This is a genomic window from Acidithiobacillus sp. (assembly GCF_023256195.1).
Classification (GTDB): Bacteria; Pseudomonadota; Gammaproteobacteria; order Acidithiobacillales; family Acidithiobacillaceae; genus Acidithiobacillus_A.
In genome coordinates this window covers 1-16226 of record NZ_JAGDWX010000010.1, presented here as the reverse complement: position 1 = coordinate 16226, position 16226 = coordinate 1, and the positions used below count along the sequence as shown (strand labels likewise).

Genomic DNA, 16226 nt, shown 5'->3' with positions numbered 1-16226 from the left:
ATATCCGGGTTCGGGAGCCGGTGCGAGGCCCGCGACTGGAAGCAGGGAGCCTTGCGGGTTAACATGTCCCATTCGAATTGAGCGAATGTGGACAGAGAAAGGGCAGGGCATGCAGACAAAAACGGTAGCGCTGGCGGTAGGTCTATTGGTGGTGGGCGCTCTGGGTGGCGTCTTCGCTGGAAAATATCTGCCCATTCCCTATGCCAAGGCGGACGTCGTGTCGCAGGCCGAGGCTCAGAAGCTCGTGGATGGACTGACCCACGGTGTTGGCAAAGTGGAAAAGACTTTTGCCGGCCCCGGTGGTTTGACCGGGGCCTTGGTTCAGATCGACGGCCGTCCCAACATCCTCTACCTGACGCCCGACGGCAAATACCTCGTCGTCGGCACGGTTTTCAATGCCGCCGGTGAGAATCAGATGCGGCAGGAGGCCATGGAGCTCGGCCTCATACCCAAACCCGAGACTCCCGAGGCCCTGGCCAAGAAGGCGGCAGATGCCGACAGCTTCGTACTCGGTAGCGGGGGACCGGAGATCACCGCCTTTGTCGATCCCAACTGCATCTTTTGTCACAAGTTCTATGAGGAGGCCAAGCCCCTGATTGCCGCTGGCAAGTTGCGGGTCCGCTTTGTCGTGGTGGCCTTCCTCAAGCCCAGCAGCGCCGGCAAGGCCGAGGCCATCTTGGGTGCCAAGGATCCGGCGGCGGCCATGGCGGAGAACGAGAAGGGTTTCGATGAGGCGACGGAAGAGGGTGGTATCCAGCCTGCCAAGGATCCCACGCCCGCAACGGTCAGTGCCGTGCAGAACAACACCAAGTTGTTGGAGCAGAGTGGCGAGGTAGCCACCCCGACCTTACTCTACTGCAACGACCACAATGCCGTGGTGCTCAAGCACGGACTTCCGGACAAGGACCTGGGGTCTTTCCTCAAGGAGATCCATTCTCTCGAGCACGGTAGCTGCAAAAACAGCTGATGGCGGCAATGATGGCCAGCATCCAGGGAATTCGACGCGAGGATTATCGACCTCCGGAGTATGACATCGTCGCCACCTCCCTCGACTTCTATCTGGATGCAGACCGTACCGAGGTGTCTGCGGAACTGCAGATGCGCTGTCGCAGCTTGGAACCGCCGGAGAGTCTGACTCTCCACGGTGAGAACCTGGAGCTTTTGGAGTTGCGTCTCGACGGGCAGGTGCTGGCGGCCGATCGCTATGACCTGGTCGCCGATGGTCTGCGCCTGCGGCGTCCTCCCCAGACTTTCACCCTGAGCAGCCGGGTGCGGATCTGCCCGTCGGCCAACACCCAGCTGTCGGGACTGTATGCTGCCGATGGCGTGCTCCTCACCCAGTGCGAAGCTGAGGGTTTCCGTCGCATCACCTACTATCTGGATCGGCCCGATTGCCTCGCGCCCTTCACCGTCACCCTGCACGCTGCCCGAGATCAGTATCCGATCCTGCTGGCCAATGGCAATCTTGAGGCAGTGGGGACAGACGATGCCGGCGGGCACTGGGCGCGCTGGCGCGACCCCTTCCCCAAGCCCTGCTATCTGTTCGCGCTGGTGGCTGGAAAGTTCGTGGTGGAGCGCGACCATTTCACGACCATGAGCGGTCGATCGGTCGCTCTGGAGGTCTACGTCGCCGAGCGTTACCGCGACTCCTGCGGGCGGGCCCTGGACAGTCTCAAGCGGGCCATGGCCTGGGACGAGCAGGTCTACGGGCGTGAATACGACCTCGAACGGTACATGATCGTCGCCACCGACAGCTTCAATATGGGGGCGATGGAAAACAAGGGCCTCAACATATTCAACACCAAATACGTGCTGGCCAGTCCCGAGACGGCGACGGACGACGATTACCTGCACGTCGAATCGGTGATCGCGCACGAGTACTTCCACAACTGGAGCGGTAATCGCGTCACCTTGCGCGATTGGTTTCAGCTGAGCCTGAAAGAAGGGCTGACCGTCTTTCGCGATCAGGAGTTCTCGGCGGATCAGAATTCTCGCGGCGTGCAGCGCATTGCCGATGTGCGCCGGCTGCGTGCTGCGCAATTTCCGGAGGACGCAGGCCCCTTGGCCCACCCCGTGCGACCCGAGGTCTACGCCGAGATCAACAATTTCTACACGGCGACGGTCTACGAAAAAGGCGCAGAAATCGTGCGTATGATCCATACCACCTTGGGTCCTGCGCGTTTTCGGGCGGGCATGGACGAATATTTCGCCCGATTCGACGGCCAGGCGGTAACCATCGAGGATTTTCTGACGGCCTTGGAAGTGGGCAGTGGCTGCGATCTACAGGCCTTTCGCCGCTGGTATGCGCAGGCAGGTACGCCGCGGGTCGTGGCGCGATGGCACCCGGATCCAGAGTCGGGCAGCCTGCGTCTGGAGCTGTCGCAGCGGACCCCGGCAACCCCGGGGCAGCCCACCAAGACGGCGGTGCCCATACCCGTGCGTGTCGCCCTCTTCGATCACGCGGGTAAGCGTTTGCCTCTGCAGCTGGATGGTGCCCATCTGGGTGAGGAAACCGTCCTGATGCTATCGCAAACACGGCAGGAATGGACCTTCACCGGGATATCCGGGCCCTGCGTGCCTTCTCTGTTCCGAGGCTTTTCTGCCCCCATCATCCTCGAACGCAGCGATGCGGCCAGCGCCGAGCCCTTTCTTGCTCGTCACGACGATGATCCCTTCAGCCGCTGGGAGAACTTTCAGGCCCTGGCCATTCGCGAGCTGCTCGGCTACATCCGTGAGCCAAAGCAGGTTCTGCCCGGCGCCGACCTGCGCGAGGCGGTTGCGGCCGTCACCGCCCAGTGGCCGGAGGACCCGGCCTTCTGTGCCGAACTGCTGACCCTGCCGTCGGAGGATTATCTGGGCGAGCAGATGGAGATACTTCAGGTGGATGCCATCCATGCTGCCCGCGAGGCCTTGCGTAAGGCGCTGGGCGAGCTCTTCGGCGAGACCTGGATGGCCTGGTATCAGGGGCTTGCCGCGCCCTACCGTCTGGACGGTCTGGCCGTGGGCCAGAGGCGTTTGCGTCAGCTTGCCCTGTCCTATCTGTTGGCCAACGATCGTCTGCGCTGGGAGGCCATTGCCCTGGCACGTCTGCAATACGCAGAGGCCGACAACATGAGCGAACGTCTGGCAGCCTACGCATTGCTGGTCCAGGATGTCGACCACGACAGTGAAGATCTGATCATGGATTTCTATTGGACCTGGCGCCACCATCCGCTGGTGCTGGATCGGTGGTTCAGTATCCAGCTGGGGCGGGCGGAACCGGCGACCCTGCATCGCGCGGCCAATCTGTTGGTGCATCCCGATTTCGACTGGCGTGTGCCCAACCGGGTGCGTTCGGTCCTGGGGGCATTTGCCGCCAACCCCACGGTCTTTCACGCCGCCGATGGCTCCGGCTACCGTTTTTTCGGCGAACAGCTCCGTCGTCTCGACGATATCAACCCGCAGACGGCCGCTCGTCTGGCAACGGTGCTGAGTCGCTGGCCGCGGCTGGACGAGCGGCGTCGCGGGCACATGCAGGAGGTCATCGCCGAGCTCGCTCGAAAGCCTGCCCTGTCGCGTGACCTTGCCGAGGTGCTCGGCCGTTGCCGCGAGGCGGCGACGGAGGCCCCAGCCCATCCCGTTAGACCGCATTCCATTTCCATTCATCCTTCAGGAGCGCGCGAAATGAACGTCGACATCGACACTGCAGTGAAGAAAGGCCTGGAAAAAGCGGAGGAAAGGTGCCTGGATGCCGCCACCCTGGCGGTAGCGGAGCTGGTGGCTCGGAAGGAGATCGGGGATCTCGGCGCGGCGGCAGAGGTATTCGGATCCGATCAGGTCGCCGAGTTGGCGGGCTTCCTGTCCGACAGCATGGACTGCAAGGCCTTGCAGGACTGCTGTGCCGGCCAGCATTTCGATGCCGAGCAGGCCCGCGAGTGGGAGCTCGACCGCGATCAGTACCGACTCGCCCTGTCCATTGCCTTGGTGGCGCATAAGATCGAGCGGGAACGGGAGAGACTCGGCCCCTGCTGAGGCCGAGCAGTCCGCCCCGACCCCCGGGCGTCAATCCCAGGGTCGGGAGGCCTCCAGAAAGCGGTTCCAGGACTTGCGAAACTTTTTCTCTTCCCGCTGCATGCGGGCGACGAGGTAGCCCCACAGCACGCCGGCGTGCAGGGCCAGCTCTGAGGGGGCCTCGTGTCCCAGGGGTTGGAGGTGGCTGGCGGACATCTGCGCGTCGCGAATCAGACCGGAACTCTCCTGCAGGTGGCCCAGAAGCTTCATCATGCCTTTGCTGTCCTTGGCCGGCCAAAGTCCGGCAAGACGCTGCAGCACGTAGCGGAAATTCTTGATCTGGATACGCAGTCGGTGAAACTCGGCGCGATCTTCGGCGCTGACGGCATCGATGTGGGCACGCCGTAGCTTGCGGTCCATCTGGGCCAGCTGCTGTTCGGCAAATTCCCGCAGACTGAGACGCCCGGACAGGGCGGTGGCGCCTTCGAGCTGCGCCCAAAGCCTCAGGAGGGTGGCCGCGAGTGTTCCCGCAGAGCTCGGTGTCTCGGTATCGCTTTTCAGCAATGCCTCCGTCAAAAGTCCGGGTGCCAGCTGGAATTCCGGGGCGTGACTTTGCCAATGGTCCAGTAGGGCGTCGCGGTCACGGCGACCACTCTGCTGATGAAACCAAGTGGCGAGCTCCTGGCGCGGCTTTTTCAACCCGGCGTCCACCTCCAAGGGCTTGCAGAAACGCAGCAGAGCGCGTAGCTGGCGCACGGCGCGGCGCAGATCGTGAAAACTGGTGCGGCTGCCATCGCGCGTATCGACCCGAAGTGCGGTCAAAGATTCCTGGATCTCGCCGATGAGTATCCCCCGCAAGGCGTCGGCGGCATCCTCGCGGCCGTGCAGCTTCGGCGTCTGGATCTCCTGCCGTGTCTGCACCGAGGATGTTGGGAGCTGAGCCAACTGCAAAGCGATTCCCCGTTGAAACTTGCTCTGGGACTCGGGGCACAGCGGCAAAGCCTCACAAAGGGCCGCACCGCGCTCGAGAAGGGAGGCCACCGTGCCAGTGACCAACTCCAGCTCCAGCTCCAGGATGGGCAAGACCTCCTCCTTGACCCGAATCTCGCCGCGATCGGCTGCCAGCAGCCACTGCTCCCCCCCGACCTCGGTCAGGCGGCGCTCACGCCGCTCGAAGACCGTCTCCAGCACCACCGTCAAGGGTAGATCGCGATAGGGGCGCAGGATCTCTGTCAGTTCCGGATCGCTGAATACGCCCAGATCCGCCTGCGGCTCGGCCACCGCCACATTCCATTCCGGGCGCTGATGTAGCCCGCCGCCGGCTGCTCCGGCGAATTTCAGAGTGGCTACCCACTGCTCGCCCTCCCGGCGCAGACGGTAGGCAATACCGGCGCGCTGCAGACGACGGTCACTGGTGTCGAAGTAGAGGGCGTGCATCGGCCGCGGGGCCACCGTGGCCAGATCCACCAGCGGGTGGCTCAATACGGTTTCCCAGGCCTCGCCTTGCAGTACCTGCAGTTTGAGTTCACGTTCCACGGTCGGTTTCCCCCAAGAACTGCAGGATACGGGTCCACTGCGGCAGCTCCGACCTGTTCTCGCTGGCGCGCAGATCGGCGATGCCGAGCCCCGCAGCGGCGGCCCGGACATAGATCTGACTGTCGCGCAGAGAGGCGATGACCGGGATCTCCAGATCGCGCAAGAAGTCTTCCAAGGCCTGCTTTGCCCGCGTACCCTGATGCACTCGGTTGGCGACGATGCCGATGCGGATGCGCCCCTTGCGAAAGCGCTTGATTTCCTGAAGCCGCTCGAGGAAGACGAGACTCGCGTCCATATCCAAGACCGAAGCGGTGATGGGTACCAGCAGGGTGCTCACCTCATCCAGCATCTCCTCCAGACGGGTGCGCTTGAGGCCTGCCGGAGCGTCCAGAATGAGCCACTGGGCCGGCGGATAGTCGCGGAACTTGCGTTGCGGATCGCTCACCAGAGTGATCTCCGGCAGTGCCGGCGGTCGGCGCCGCCACCAGTGGCTGCTGGATCCTTGGGGATCCAGATCGGCCAGCAATACCGTTTCGCGCTGGGCAAGCAGGCTCGCCAGATTGGTGGCAACCGTCGTCTTGCCTGCGCCCCCCTTGCTGTTCAGAACCAGGACCGAGTATCGCTGCAGCTCAGCCATTACCTACACCGCCCCGACCGTAGAGCGCGAGGAGACGATCCTGGGCAGAGTGGCAGGGCTGCTCGGCCGGCTTCCGCAGGTGGGTATAGGAACCGTCACTGGTCATGGCCCAGGCGTTGCAATCGTCCTCCAGATAGAACTCCAAGGTCTCCCGTATGAGCCTTTGGCGTAGATCCGGATCCTCGATGGGGATGGCCGTCTCCAGCCGGCGGAAGAGGTTGCGACTCATCCAGTCGGCGCTGGCCATCCACAGTTCCGGGTCACCATTGCGGCCGAAGTAATAGACACGGCTGTGCTCCAGAAAGCGGCCGACGATGGAGCGTACCCGGATGTTCTCAGACACGCCAGGAATACCGGGGCGCAGCGTACAGGGCCCGCGGACGATGAGATCGATCTGGACCCCGGCAGAGGAGGCGAGGTACAGGTCGCGGATGAGGTCCGGCTCGACCAGGGCATTGACCCGGGCGATGATGCGTCCGGCGCTGCCCAGAGCGGTCTCGGCCGCGATCTTCTCGCGCAGGGCGGCGAAGAGTGTGAAGGGACTTTGCAGCAGCTTCGCCAGCGTCGGGGCCCGACCCATTCCGGTAATGTGCATGAACAGCGCGTTCATGTCGGCGGTGATCTCGGGATCGGCCGTCAGCAGACTCAGATCCGTATAGATACGAGCGTTGCGGGCGTGGTAGTTGCCGGTGCCCAGGTGCCCATAGAGGCGGATGCCGTCCTCCTCGCGCCGCAGCACCAGGGCCATTTTGGCGTGCACCTTGTGATTCACGACGCCATACACGACCTGTGCACCGACTTCCTCCAGCTGCTCTGCCAGCCGAATGTTGTTGGCCTCATCGAAGCGGGCCTTGAGTTCGATGACGGCGGTCACCTGCTTGCCGGCCACGGCGGCATCCATCAGCGCCTGGACGATGGGAGAATCCGGAGTAGTGCGATAGAGCGTCTGTTTGATGCCCAGAACCGCTGGATCGTTGGCCGCCTGACGGATGAAATCCACCACAGGCATGAAGCTCTGGTAAGGGTGATGCAACAGGATCGGGCCTCGCCGCAGCTGGCTGAAGATCTCTTCGCTGCGCAGACAGCGGTCGGGCAATCCCGGGGTGAAGGGCGGGTAGAGGAGATCCGGACGCCCGGCCATGTCGATGATGGCCGCCATGCGCGAGAGATTGACGGGTCCCGGCAAGGTGTAGAGGCTTTCCTCCTGCAGGTCGAAATGGCGAAGCAGGTAGTGATAGACCTCGGCGGGACAGTTGCTGGCAACCTCCAGACGCACGGCCTCGCCAAAGGGGCGAGTAGTGAGTTCGTCTGCCAGTGCGTCCAGCAGGTTGTCCACCTCTTCCTCGTCCACGAAGAGTTCGCTGTTGCGGGTCACGCGGAACTGGTAGAAACCCTTGACGTGCAGGCCGGGAAAGAGGCTTTCGATGTTCTCGTGAATGACCGAGGACAGGAACACGAAATCCGCGGGACCCGCGATATCCGTGGGTAACTGGATGATGCGCGGGAGGATGCGCGGCGCCTGCACGATGGCGATAGGGCTGTGCCGACCGTAGGCATCCTGACCTTCGAGGACGATGGCAAAGTTGAGACCTTTGTTCTGCACCTTGGGGAAGGGGTGTGCCGGATCCAGACTCAAGGGCGTGAGCAGAGGCAGGACCTCCTGCTGAAAATAGTGGGCGATCCAGCGCCTCTGCGCCGCACGCCAGGTGTCCCGCCGACGCAGGCGGATGCCCTCTTCTGCCAGGGCAGGGAGTATGCGCTCATTGAGGCAGGTGTACTGGGCGCGGATCAATTCGTGAGCGACTTTGGCGACGGCGCGTATTTCGTCCTCGGGACCGAGCATGTCCGGGCCCAGGGGCCCCGCATTGTATTTGCGCCGCTGCATGAGCCCCGCCACCCGAACCTCGAAGAATTCATCGAGATTGCTGGAGACGATGGTCAAAAAGCGAAGACGCTCCAGGAGCGGGACCTGTGGATCATCGGCCAGGGCCAGCACGCGTCGGTTGAACTCGAGAATGCTGAGGTCGCGATTGAAATACAGCGAGGGATGGTCGAGGGCACCGACCGGCAGGGCCTCCGAGGGCTTCGGGGCCACCAAGGTCTCGGACTCAGGCGGATTGCTGGGCCGCATGCAGTCGCTCCTGCCGTCGTTCCGCTGCCAGGACCGTATTCTGCAGGAGCGTGGCCACGGTCATCGGCCCCACGCCGCCCGGCACCGGCGTGATCCAGGCCGCCCGCTCCCGCGCACCGTCGAAATCCACGTCTCCCACCAGGCGGCCGTCGTCCAGGCGATTGATACCGACATCCAGCACCGCTGCACCCTCGCGCACCCACTCGCCGGGGATGAGCCCGGGTTTGCCGGCGGCTGCCACCAGGATCTCTGCCGAGCGTACATGTGCCTCCAGCTTGCGGCTGAAGCGGTGGCACACCGTGACCGTGGCACCGGCCAGCAGCAGCTCCAGCGCCAGGGGACGGCCAACGATGTTGGAGGCTCCGACCACGACGGCTTCGCTGCCTTTACACGGAATCTGATAACGCTCCAGCAGGGTCATGATCCCCGCCGGCGTGCAAGAGCGCAGCGTAGGGGCGCGCAAGGCCAAGCGCCCGACATTATAGGGGTGAAAGCCATCCACGTCCTTGTCCACAGCGATGGCCTCGATGATGGTCTCGGGGTCGATGTGTGCCGGCAGCGGCAATTGCACGAGAATACCATCCACATCCGCGCGGGTATTGAGCTCGGCGATTTCTTCCAGCAAAAGCTCGACGGGACAGTGCTCGGGAAATTCACTCCCGAAGGAGCGGATACCGACCTGGCTGCAGCTGTCTTTTTTCTTGCGGACATAGATCCGCGAGGCAGGATTCTCTCCCACCAGTACCACGGCGAGACCGGGTGGCCGCCCGTAGCGCTCGGCAAAGGCACGGCTGCGATCCGCCGTCTGAGCCGACAGCTCTGCTGCCACCGCCTTTCCATCGATGATCCGGGCACTCATGCCAGCCCCCGCCGGGGTTCCCACGAGCTCCATGCGGGGATAATGCACATGATGATGGCCTGCCTTGTCTGGAAATGGGGCCCACGGGCCGCCGCTAAGCGCCTTATTCTTCGGGCCCCAGGGGGCCCTTGTCAAGGCGCCGCGCCATCAGCTCGCCACGGGTTCCTCGCCGGATCCGTCGCGAATTCTCAGACGTGAGGCCTCTGCCCGCTTGTCCTTGGCCAGGACCATGTACATGGCCGGCACCACGAAGAGCGAAAAGAGCGCGCCGATGGATAGACCCGTGAAGATCACCAGACCCATCTCCTGTCGCGCCACCGCTCCCGGACCCGTGGCCAGCACCAGGGGCAGTACACCCAGTACCATCGCCCCCGTCGTCATGAGAATCGGCCGTAGACGGATGCTCGAAGCCTTTTCCACGGCCTCGCGCTTGTCCAGACCCTCCTCCAACTGGATCTGATTGGCAAACTGCACGATCAGGATGCCCTGTTTGGCGATGAGCCCGATCAGGGTGATCAATCCTACCTCCGTGTAGATATTGATGGAGGCAAGTCCGAGGCTGATGAAGATCAGCGCGCCGCTGATGGACATGGGCACGGTGATCAGCACGATGAGCGGGTCGGTAAAGCTCTCGAACTGGGCGGCAAGCAGCAGGTAGATCAACAGAATGGCCAGGAAGAAGGTCAACAGCAGGCCGCCCGACTCCTGTACATACTCCCGAGACTGACTGGCATAGTTGATGGAGAAATCGCTGGGCATGATCTTCTCGGCCGCGGTCCGGAAGAAGTGCAGGGCCTGCCCCATGCTCACGCCCGGCTTGGGCACCGCCTGAATGGTGACGGAGTTGAGCTGATCGAACTGCGGCAGGAACTGGGGCTCGGTTTTGGTTTCCACCTGGACGATGGTGGACAGGGGGATCAGCGCGCCGCTGCCGGTGGTGATGTAGTAGTGCTTGAGTGCATTGGGATCGGCACGGAACTTGTCCGGTACCTGCGGAATGACCTTGTAGCTGCGACCTTCCATATCGAAGCGATTGACATAGTTGCCCCCCAGCAGCGGCTGCAGATCCTGAGCGATGGCTGCCATGCTGATGCCCAGATTGCCGGCAAGGCTGCGGTCGATCTTCAGCACGAGTTCCGGATTGTCGATGCGCAGATCCTTGGTGACGTAAAAGAACAAGCCACTCTTATAGGCCTCACCGATGACCTGCCCAGCCACCTTATCCAGCTGCGCGTAGCTGCCGGGGCTCTGCAGGACGAACTGCACCGGTAGACCGCCGGAGGAGCCAGGCAGGGGCGGTGGCAAGAAAGAAGCTACCTGCAGACCCGGGACCGCCTGCAGCGCTTTCTGCACCTTGGGCTGCAGCTCCATGGCCGTGGTGCTGCGGTCCCCCCAGGGCGTCATCCGCATGCCGGCAAAAAGGCTGTTGGAGCCGCCCCCGGCGCCCACAGAGATGCCTGTCACCATGAAGGTCGCGGCCTTCTCCGGATACTGGTCGAGGATCTTCAGGATTTCCTTGCCGTACTTCACGAGTTGCAGCGGCGTGATCGTCGGTCCGCCCGTGCCGGCATTGAAGATGACGCCCTGATCCTCCTGCGGCGCCAACTCCGATTTCGACGTGCTGTACAGGAAATAGATACTGCCAAAGACCACGGCGGCGAAGAGCATGGTCGCCGGCACAAAGTTCAGGGAACCACGTAGCAGGCGGTCGTAGAAGCGACGCAGCCCGTCGAAACGTTCATCGACGAAATGCTCGAACCCGTGTTCCTGCTTGTGCCGCAACACCTTGCTGGAAAGCATGGGCGAGAGGGTGAGGGCGACGACCATGGAGATCAGCACCGTCGCCACCAGAGTAAAGGCGAATTCACCGAAAAGGCTGCCCGTGAGCCCACCCATGAAGGCGATGGGCGCAAAGACGGCGATGAGGGTAGTGGACATGACGACGATGGCGCCGCCCAGCTCCCGTCCGGTCATCAAGGCCGCCTCGAAAGGCGATTTGCCCTCGTCGATGTGGCGATGGACGTTTTCGACGACGATGATGGCGTCGTCCACCACCAGACCGATGGCCAGGACGATGGCCAGGAGGGTCAAGAGATTGATGGTGAAGCCCAGCCCCCACATGATCAGGCCAGCACCGATGATGGACAGCGGTATGGCAACCCCGGGGACGATGACCGCCCGTAGGGAGCCCAGGGTCAGGAAGATGACCAGTACCACCACCGCCAGTGTGATACCGATGGTCAGCAGCACCTCATCCAGCGACGCCTTGATGAAGACGCTGGCGTCGTAGGGAATCGCCTCATGCATGCCCGGGGGTAGACTCTTATCCAATTCCTTGAGTGCAGCGCGGACCTTGCTCGCCACCGTCAGGGAGTTCGCCGACGGCGACTCCTGAATCCCGATGAAGGCACTGGGCTTGCCGTCAAAGAAGGCGTAGGAGGTATAGTCCTGGGCGCCCAGCTCCACGTGCGCGACATCCTTCAAGCGGATGAGGGTGTTTCCCTCGCGCTTGATCACCAGGTTTCGAAATTCCTTGACGTTGTTGAGATTGGTGGTGGCGACGATGGTGTTCTGCACCGTCTTGCCGCGCGTCTGACCCACGGCAGAGATGAAATCGTTGCTCTGCAGCGCCGATGACACCTGCGCCGCGCTCACCCCCAGGGCCGCCAGTTTCTGCGGATTCAGCCACACCCGCATGGCATAGGTGTTGCCATTGCCCGCACCGGGCGGCAGGATCTGTGCCTCACCCACGCCGGGAATGGTGGCCAGACGGGGCTGTGCCACGCGCAGTAGATAGTCCGTGATCTGCTGCTGACTGAGGGTATCGCTGTAGAAAGCGATGTACATGAGGTCCGTGGTGTTACCCACCGTGACATTGACCGTGGGCTGTTGGGCGCCGGCCGGCAACTGATTCGATACCTGCTGGATCTTGGCCAGGATGTTGGCCACGGCCGAGCTGGGTTCGGTGTTGAGGTCCATGTACACCGTGATGGTGGATTGCCCCTCAGAGCTGTTGGAGGTCATGTAATCGATGTGCGGAGCACTGGCGATGACCTTGCTCAGGCGGGTCGTGATGAAGCCCTGGATGGTACTGGGGCTGGCACCGGGATAGGGGGTGGTCACCGTCACCACGGTGTTCACCAGAGCCGGGTATTGGCGCACTGTCATCATCGTGTAGGCGTGCAGGCCCAGCAGGAAGATCACCAGACTCAGGGCGGTCGCCAGGACCGGCCGACGGACGAAGGTGTCGGTAAATTTCATGGCTCGGCCCTCAGGAGTCCGAATCGGCGTGGCGGACACTGACCATGCTGTCGTTGCTCAACTTCACCTGACCGGCCGTGACCACCAGATCCCCAGGTTTCAGTCCCTGCAGGATCTCCACCTGTCCATGCCGCTGCTCGCCGGGTTTGATGACCTGTTGGGTCGCCACCTGCACCGTCTTGCCATCCTTCTTTTCCGAATGGATGAGATAGACGTAATCGCCATAGGTGTTGTAGGACACGGCACTGACCGGAATGGTCAAGACCTTGCGCGCAACGTTCTGCACCACCTCCGCCTCGGCGAACATACCCGGGCGCAGGACGTGCTTGGGATTGGGTAAGGTCGCCTGCACAGCGATCTGGCGGGTGGCGCCATCCACCGCCGATCCCAAGGCCGTGATCTTGCCCTCGAAACTCTGACCTGGGGCGGCATCGCTGGTAACGCGGACGGGCGTGCCCACCTGCAGCCTCGGGAGGTCGCTCTGGGGCAGGGTAAAGTTCACGTAGAGAGGATCCCAGGACTGCAGGTCCACGATTTCCGTGCCGGGGGTCAGATACTGACCGAGATTGACCTTGCGGATTCCCAGATAGCCACTGAAGGGCGCCTTGATGGCCAGCTTGCCCAGGGTCGCCTCGTCGTTGCGGATGGCGGCCTGGGCCGTCGCGTAATTCGCCTTGGCGGTGTCCAGCTGGGACTCGCTCGCCGCGTGCGTCTCCATCAGCTTCTCCGTCCGGCGCAGATTGACCTCTGCCAGATGCAGATTGGCACGATCGGAAGCCAGTTGGGCCAGCTGATTGCTGTTGTCGATCTGGACGAGCAGGCTACCCTTCTTGACATACTGACCGGAGTGGAAATAGATGCCGGTAACATTCCCCGCTAACTGAGTGCTGATGGCCGTGCCCTCGGTGGCCGTCAGAGAGGCCACCGCCTGCAGGCGCGGATGCCATTCCCGTATCGTCGCTTTGGCCGCCTCCACACTGAAGGTGGGCGGCGGTATATGATCTATGGCCTTGTGCATCATGTAGTTGCCAAAGGCCTTGAAACCGAAGATCCCGCCAAAGAGGATGACGAGGACGAGGATGACGATGACGAAAGCTTTTTTCATGCTCAGTCTCCACGACCGGAAGAGTGGGGCTGGGAAGCCGATTCGGGACGATCCATTCAGGATTTACCGGCGACGTTCTGGGCCATATCACCGGAGTGCGCGGCGTAGGGCTCGGGCATATCGTTCTTCTGCGTCCACCAGCCACCACCCAGGGCGACCAAAAGGGCGGCCGTATCCTGATAGCGCTGGGATTGCGCCCGGATGACGGCGATTTTGGCGTTGTCGTACTGCACTTCCGCCGTCAACAGGCTGAGATAGTCCGTCGCCCCGGCCCGATAGCTGGATTCCGCGAGGCTCAGGGCGCTACGTGCCGAATCCAGTGCCGCTTCCTGAGCTTTCAGGGTCTCGGCATCGTGCTCCAGGGCCCGCAGTGCATTGGCTACCTGCTCGAAGGCGCCGAGAACGGTGCTGCGATATTGCTGGTAGACCACTTCATAGGCAGCTTTCGCCTGCGCTTCCTGAGCACGCAGCTTGCCACCCTCGAATATGGGCTGCGACAGACTTCCCACCAGGCTCCATATGCTGCTGATGGGGTTGAAAAAGAGGTTGGGGTTGCTGGCGGTATCGCCCAGTGCAGCGGTGAGCTTCACCGTCGGATAGAACTGCGCCCGCGCCTCGCCGATGGTGGCGTTGGCCGCCTGCATCTGGGCGATGGCCGCCTGAATATCGGGACGCTGCTTGAGCAGCTGCGAAGACAGGCTCACAGGAATCTTCTCGGGGAGGTGCAGGTCGCTCAGTTGAAAGTCGGGCACTTTGGCCTCTGCCGGGAACTGCCCCACCAGCACCGCCAGCTGGTGGCGATAGACCGCCAGTTGCTGTTCCAGCGGTGGCAAGGTCGCCATCTCCGAAGAGAGCTGGCTGCGCTGATTGACCACGCTCAGGTAGGTGATGGCGCCGGCCCGATACTGGTTTTCGGTCAGCTGCAGGAGCTTCTGTTCCTGCGCGATGATCGCCTTCGTTGCCGCAATCTGGGCCTGCGTTGCCGCGACATTGACGGCAGCGGTGACGATATTGCCCGTCAGGGCCAGGCGTGCCGCCTGCAGCTCCCACTGCTGGTAATGCACCAGAGCTTCGCTGTTACGGTAGACCAGACGATTCACCCCAAAGATGTCGGGATAGTAACTGACATTGAGGCTGCCGGTGATCAGCGAGTAACGGAAGCCGCCATTCTTACCGCCAAAAGCAGCGGAAGAGGCCTTCTGCCGCTGCGCCGCCAGACTGCCCGAAACCTGAGGATAGAAGATGCTGGCGTTCTCACGTGCAACCGCTCGCGCTTCTTCCAATTGCGCCTGGGCCTGCGCCACGGTCGGGCTATTCTTCAGGCCCGTGGCGATGAGGGTATCCAAAGCTCTTGAGTGGAAGAGGGTCCACCACTCTTGATCAAGATCTCGACCGTACTCCAGGGTTTGAGCCTGTCCGGCTGGGCCTGGTGCTGAGGCGGTCTTTTCGGGGCTCGGGCTCGCCGTGTAGGGTACCCGATCCGAAGGGCTGGGGGGTATCCGTAGGGCCGGTTCGAAGCTACAGCCGCCGAGGGCTGCAGCGAGCCCAGCGGCGCCGAGGGCTGCCAGTGTCGATTTTCGGAGACTATACAAAGTTGACCCCCATCCAGGGCTGGACCGACCGTTCGGTATAATGACCGCGCGACCACCCGCTGTCAATACAGAGCTGCCTTGAAAGTGCTCCTAGCCTCTTGAATTCCGACAGGGTTACCCGCATCATGCAACGTATCTTAACCTTCTCGGGAGGAGCGTATGAAACTTCGCGAAGTCTTGCTCGCGCTGGGTATCGGTCTCACGATGGTGACCGGAATTGCCTACGCCGAGCCTAGCGTAACCCAGGTAACCCAAGCCATCCAGTCCGGCCGGCTGGATCAGGCCGAAAGCATGATCCAAGAGGTGTTGGCCAAACATCCCAATTCGGCCGAGGCTTACTACCTGGAGTCGCGCGTACTTGCGCGCCAGGGCCAATGGACCGCCGCTGGCCAAGCCCTGCACCGAGCCGAATCCCTGGCGCCCGCCATGCCCTTTGTGGCGCCCAAGGTCCTCGCCCAATATCGGGCTGAGCTCAAGAAGCACGGTGCTCTGGTTGCTGGGGCTGCATCTGCGCCGGCGGCTGCCAGGCAGGGTAGCGGGGTGGGTCGCGCTCTGGCCTACTTCCTGGGGCTGGTCTTCGTCATTGCCGCCATCGTCTGGTTCATGCGGCGCCGCCGGCAGCAGCAGGTCCTCATGACCCCTAACAACGGCGCGCCTGGATTTGGTAGCCCCTACGGCCCTAACTACGGACCCGGCATGGGTCCCAATCCTGGCGGGATGCCCGGCGGCGTCGCCCCCATGGCAGGGCCGGGAATGGGGTCTGGACTCGCCTCCGGACTTGCCACCGGCCTGGGAATCGGCGCCGGTGTTGCCGCGGGCTCAGCCTTGGCCAACGGTCTCTTTCACCACGGCGACGGCGGCGAAGCATCCGCGCCCGTGGGCGATAACAGCGACCTTGGTCTCCTGAACAACAACTGGGACGATTCCAGTCAAGTCGCCAACAACGACGATTTCGGCCTGGACGACGGTGGGAGCGACTGGGGCTAGGATTGACCATGCTGGCCGCTCTTGCTAGTATGCGCGGCTCGAAGCGCTCGTAGCTCAGCTGGATAGAGCAACTGACTACGAATCAGTAGGTCGGGAGTTCGAATCTCTCCGAGCGCACCAATCAAAGC

The 16226-nt window shown here is 62.6% G+C and carries 10 protein-coding genes and 1 tRNA gene; 4 read left to right on the top strand and 7 right to left on the bottom strand.

Translation table 11 applies throughout. The annotated features are described in order from the left end of the window. Positions 1-109 precede the first annotated feature (109 nt). A complete protein-coding gene (gene dsbG, locus Q0C23_RS01035; RefSeq protein WP_291510519.1) occupies positions 110-967 on the top strand; it encodes a thiol:disulfide interchange protein DsbG in 858 nt (285 codons plus the stop codon). 8 nt (positions 968-975) lie between these two features. Next, complete coding sequence (gene pepN / locus Q0C23_RS01030) at positions 976-4011, top strand: aminopeptidase N (protein WP_291510518.1); 3036 nt, start codon at positions 976-978, stop codon at positions 4009-4011. 30 nt (positions 4012-4041) lie between these two features. Here pepN and Q0C23_RS01025 read toward each other — a convergent pair whose 3' ends face one another. From Q0C23_RS01025 to Q0C23_RS00995, 7 genes are all read right to left on the bottom strand, one after another. After that, a complete protein-coding gene (locus Q0C23_RS01025; RefSeq protein ID WP_291510517.1) occupies positions 4042-5526 on the bottom strand; it encodes a CHAD domain-containing protein in 1485 nt (494 codons plus the stop codon). Then, positions 5516-6163: a ParA family protein gene (locus tag Q0C23_RS01020; protein ID WP_291510516.1), complete on the bottom strand. Its 648-nt coding sequence runs from the start codon at positions 6161-6163 to the stop codon at positions 5516-5518. Before Q0C23_RS01020 ends, Q0C23_RS01025 begins: the two co-directional genes overlap by 11 nt. After that, positions 6156-8294, bottom strand: coding sequence for a polyphosphate kinase 1 (ppk1, locus tag Q0C23_RS01015; protein WP_291510515.1), 2139 nt, complete (start codon positions 8292-8294; stop codon positions 6156-6158). The genes Q0C23_RS01020 and ppk1 overlap by 8 nt, the downstream gene beginning before the upstream one ends. Continuing rightward, complete coding sequence (gene folD / locus Q0C23_RS01010) at positions 8272-9153, bottom strand: bifunctional methylenetetrahydrofolate dehydrogenase/methenyltetrahydrofolate cyclohydrolase FolD (RefSeq protein ID WP_291510514.1); 882 nt, start codon at positions 9151-9153, stop codon at positions 8272-8274. The genes ppk1 and folD overlap by 23 nt, the downstream gene beginning before the upstream one ends. A 147-nt stretch (positions 9154-9300) precedes the next feature. Beyond that, complete coding sequence (locus Q0C23_RS01005) at positions 9301-12414, bottom strand: efflux RND transporter permease subunit (protein WP_291510513.1); 3114 nt, start codon at positions 12412-12414, stop codon at positions 9301-9303. 10 nt (positions 12415-12424) lie between these two features. After that, entirely contained in the window at positions 12425-13519 is a 1095-nt protein-coding gene (locus tag Q0C23_RS01000; protein WP_291510512.1) for an efflux RND transporter periplasmic adaptor subunit, read from the bottom strand. A 56-nt stretch (positions 13520-13575) separates the two neighbouring features. Beyond that, positions 13576-15111: an efflux transporter outer membrane subunit gene (locus tag Q0C23_RS00995; RefSeq protein ID WP_291510511.1), complete on the bottom strand. Its 1536-nt coding sequence runs from the start codon at positions 15109-15111 to the stop codon at positions 13576-13578. Positions 15112-15270: 159 nt separating this feature from the next. Here Q0C23_RS00995 and Q0C23_RS00990 point away from each other — a divergent pair, with 159 nt between their 5' ends. After that, positions 15271-16098, top strand: a complete 828-nt coding sequence (locus Q0C23_RS00990) for a tetratricopeptide repeat protein (protein ID WP_291510510.1) — start codon at positions 15271-15273, stop codon at positions 16096-16098. Positions 16099-16141: 43 nt separating this feature from the next. Continuing rightward, positions 16142-16218, top strand: a tRNA-Arg gene (locus Q0C23_RS00985). Positions 16219-16226: the final 8 nt, after the last annotated feature.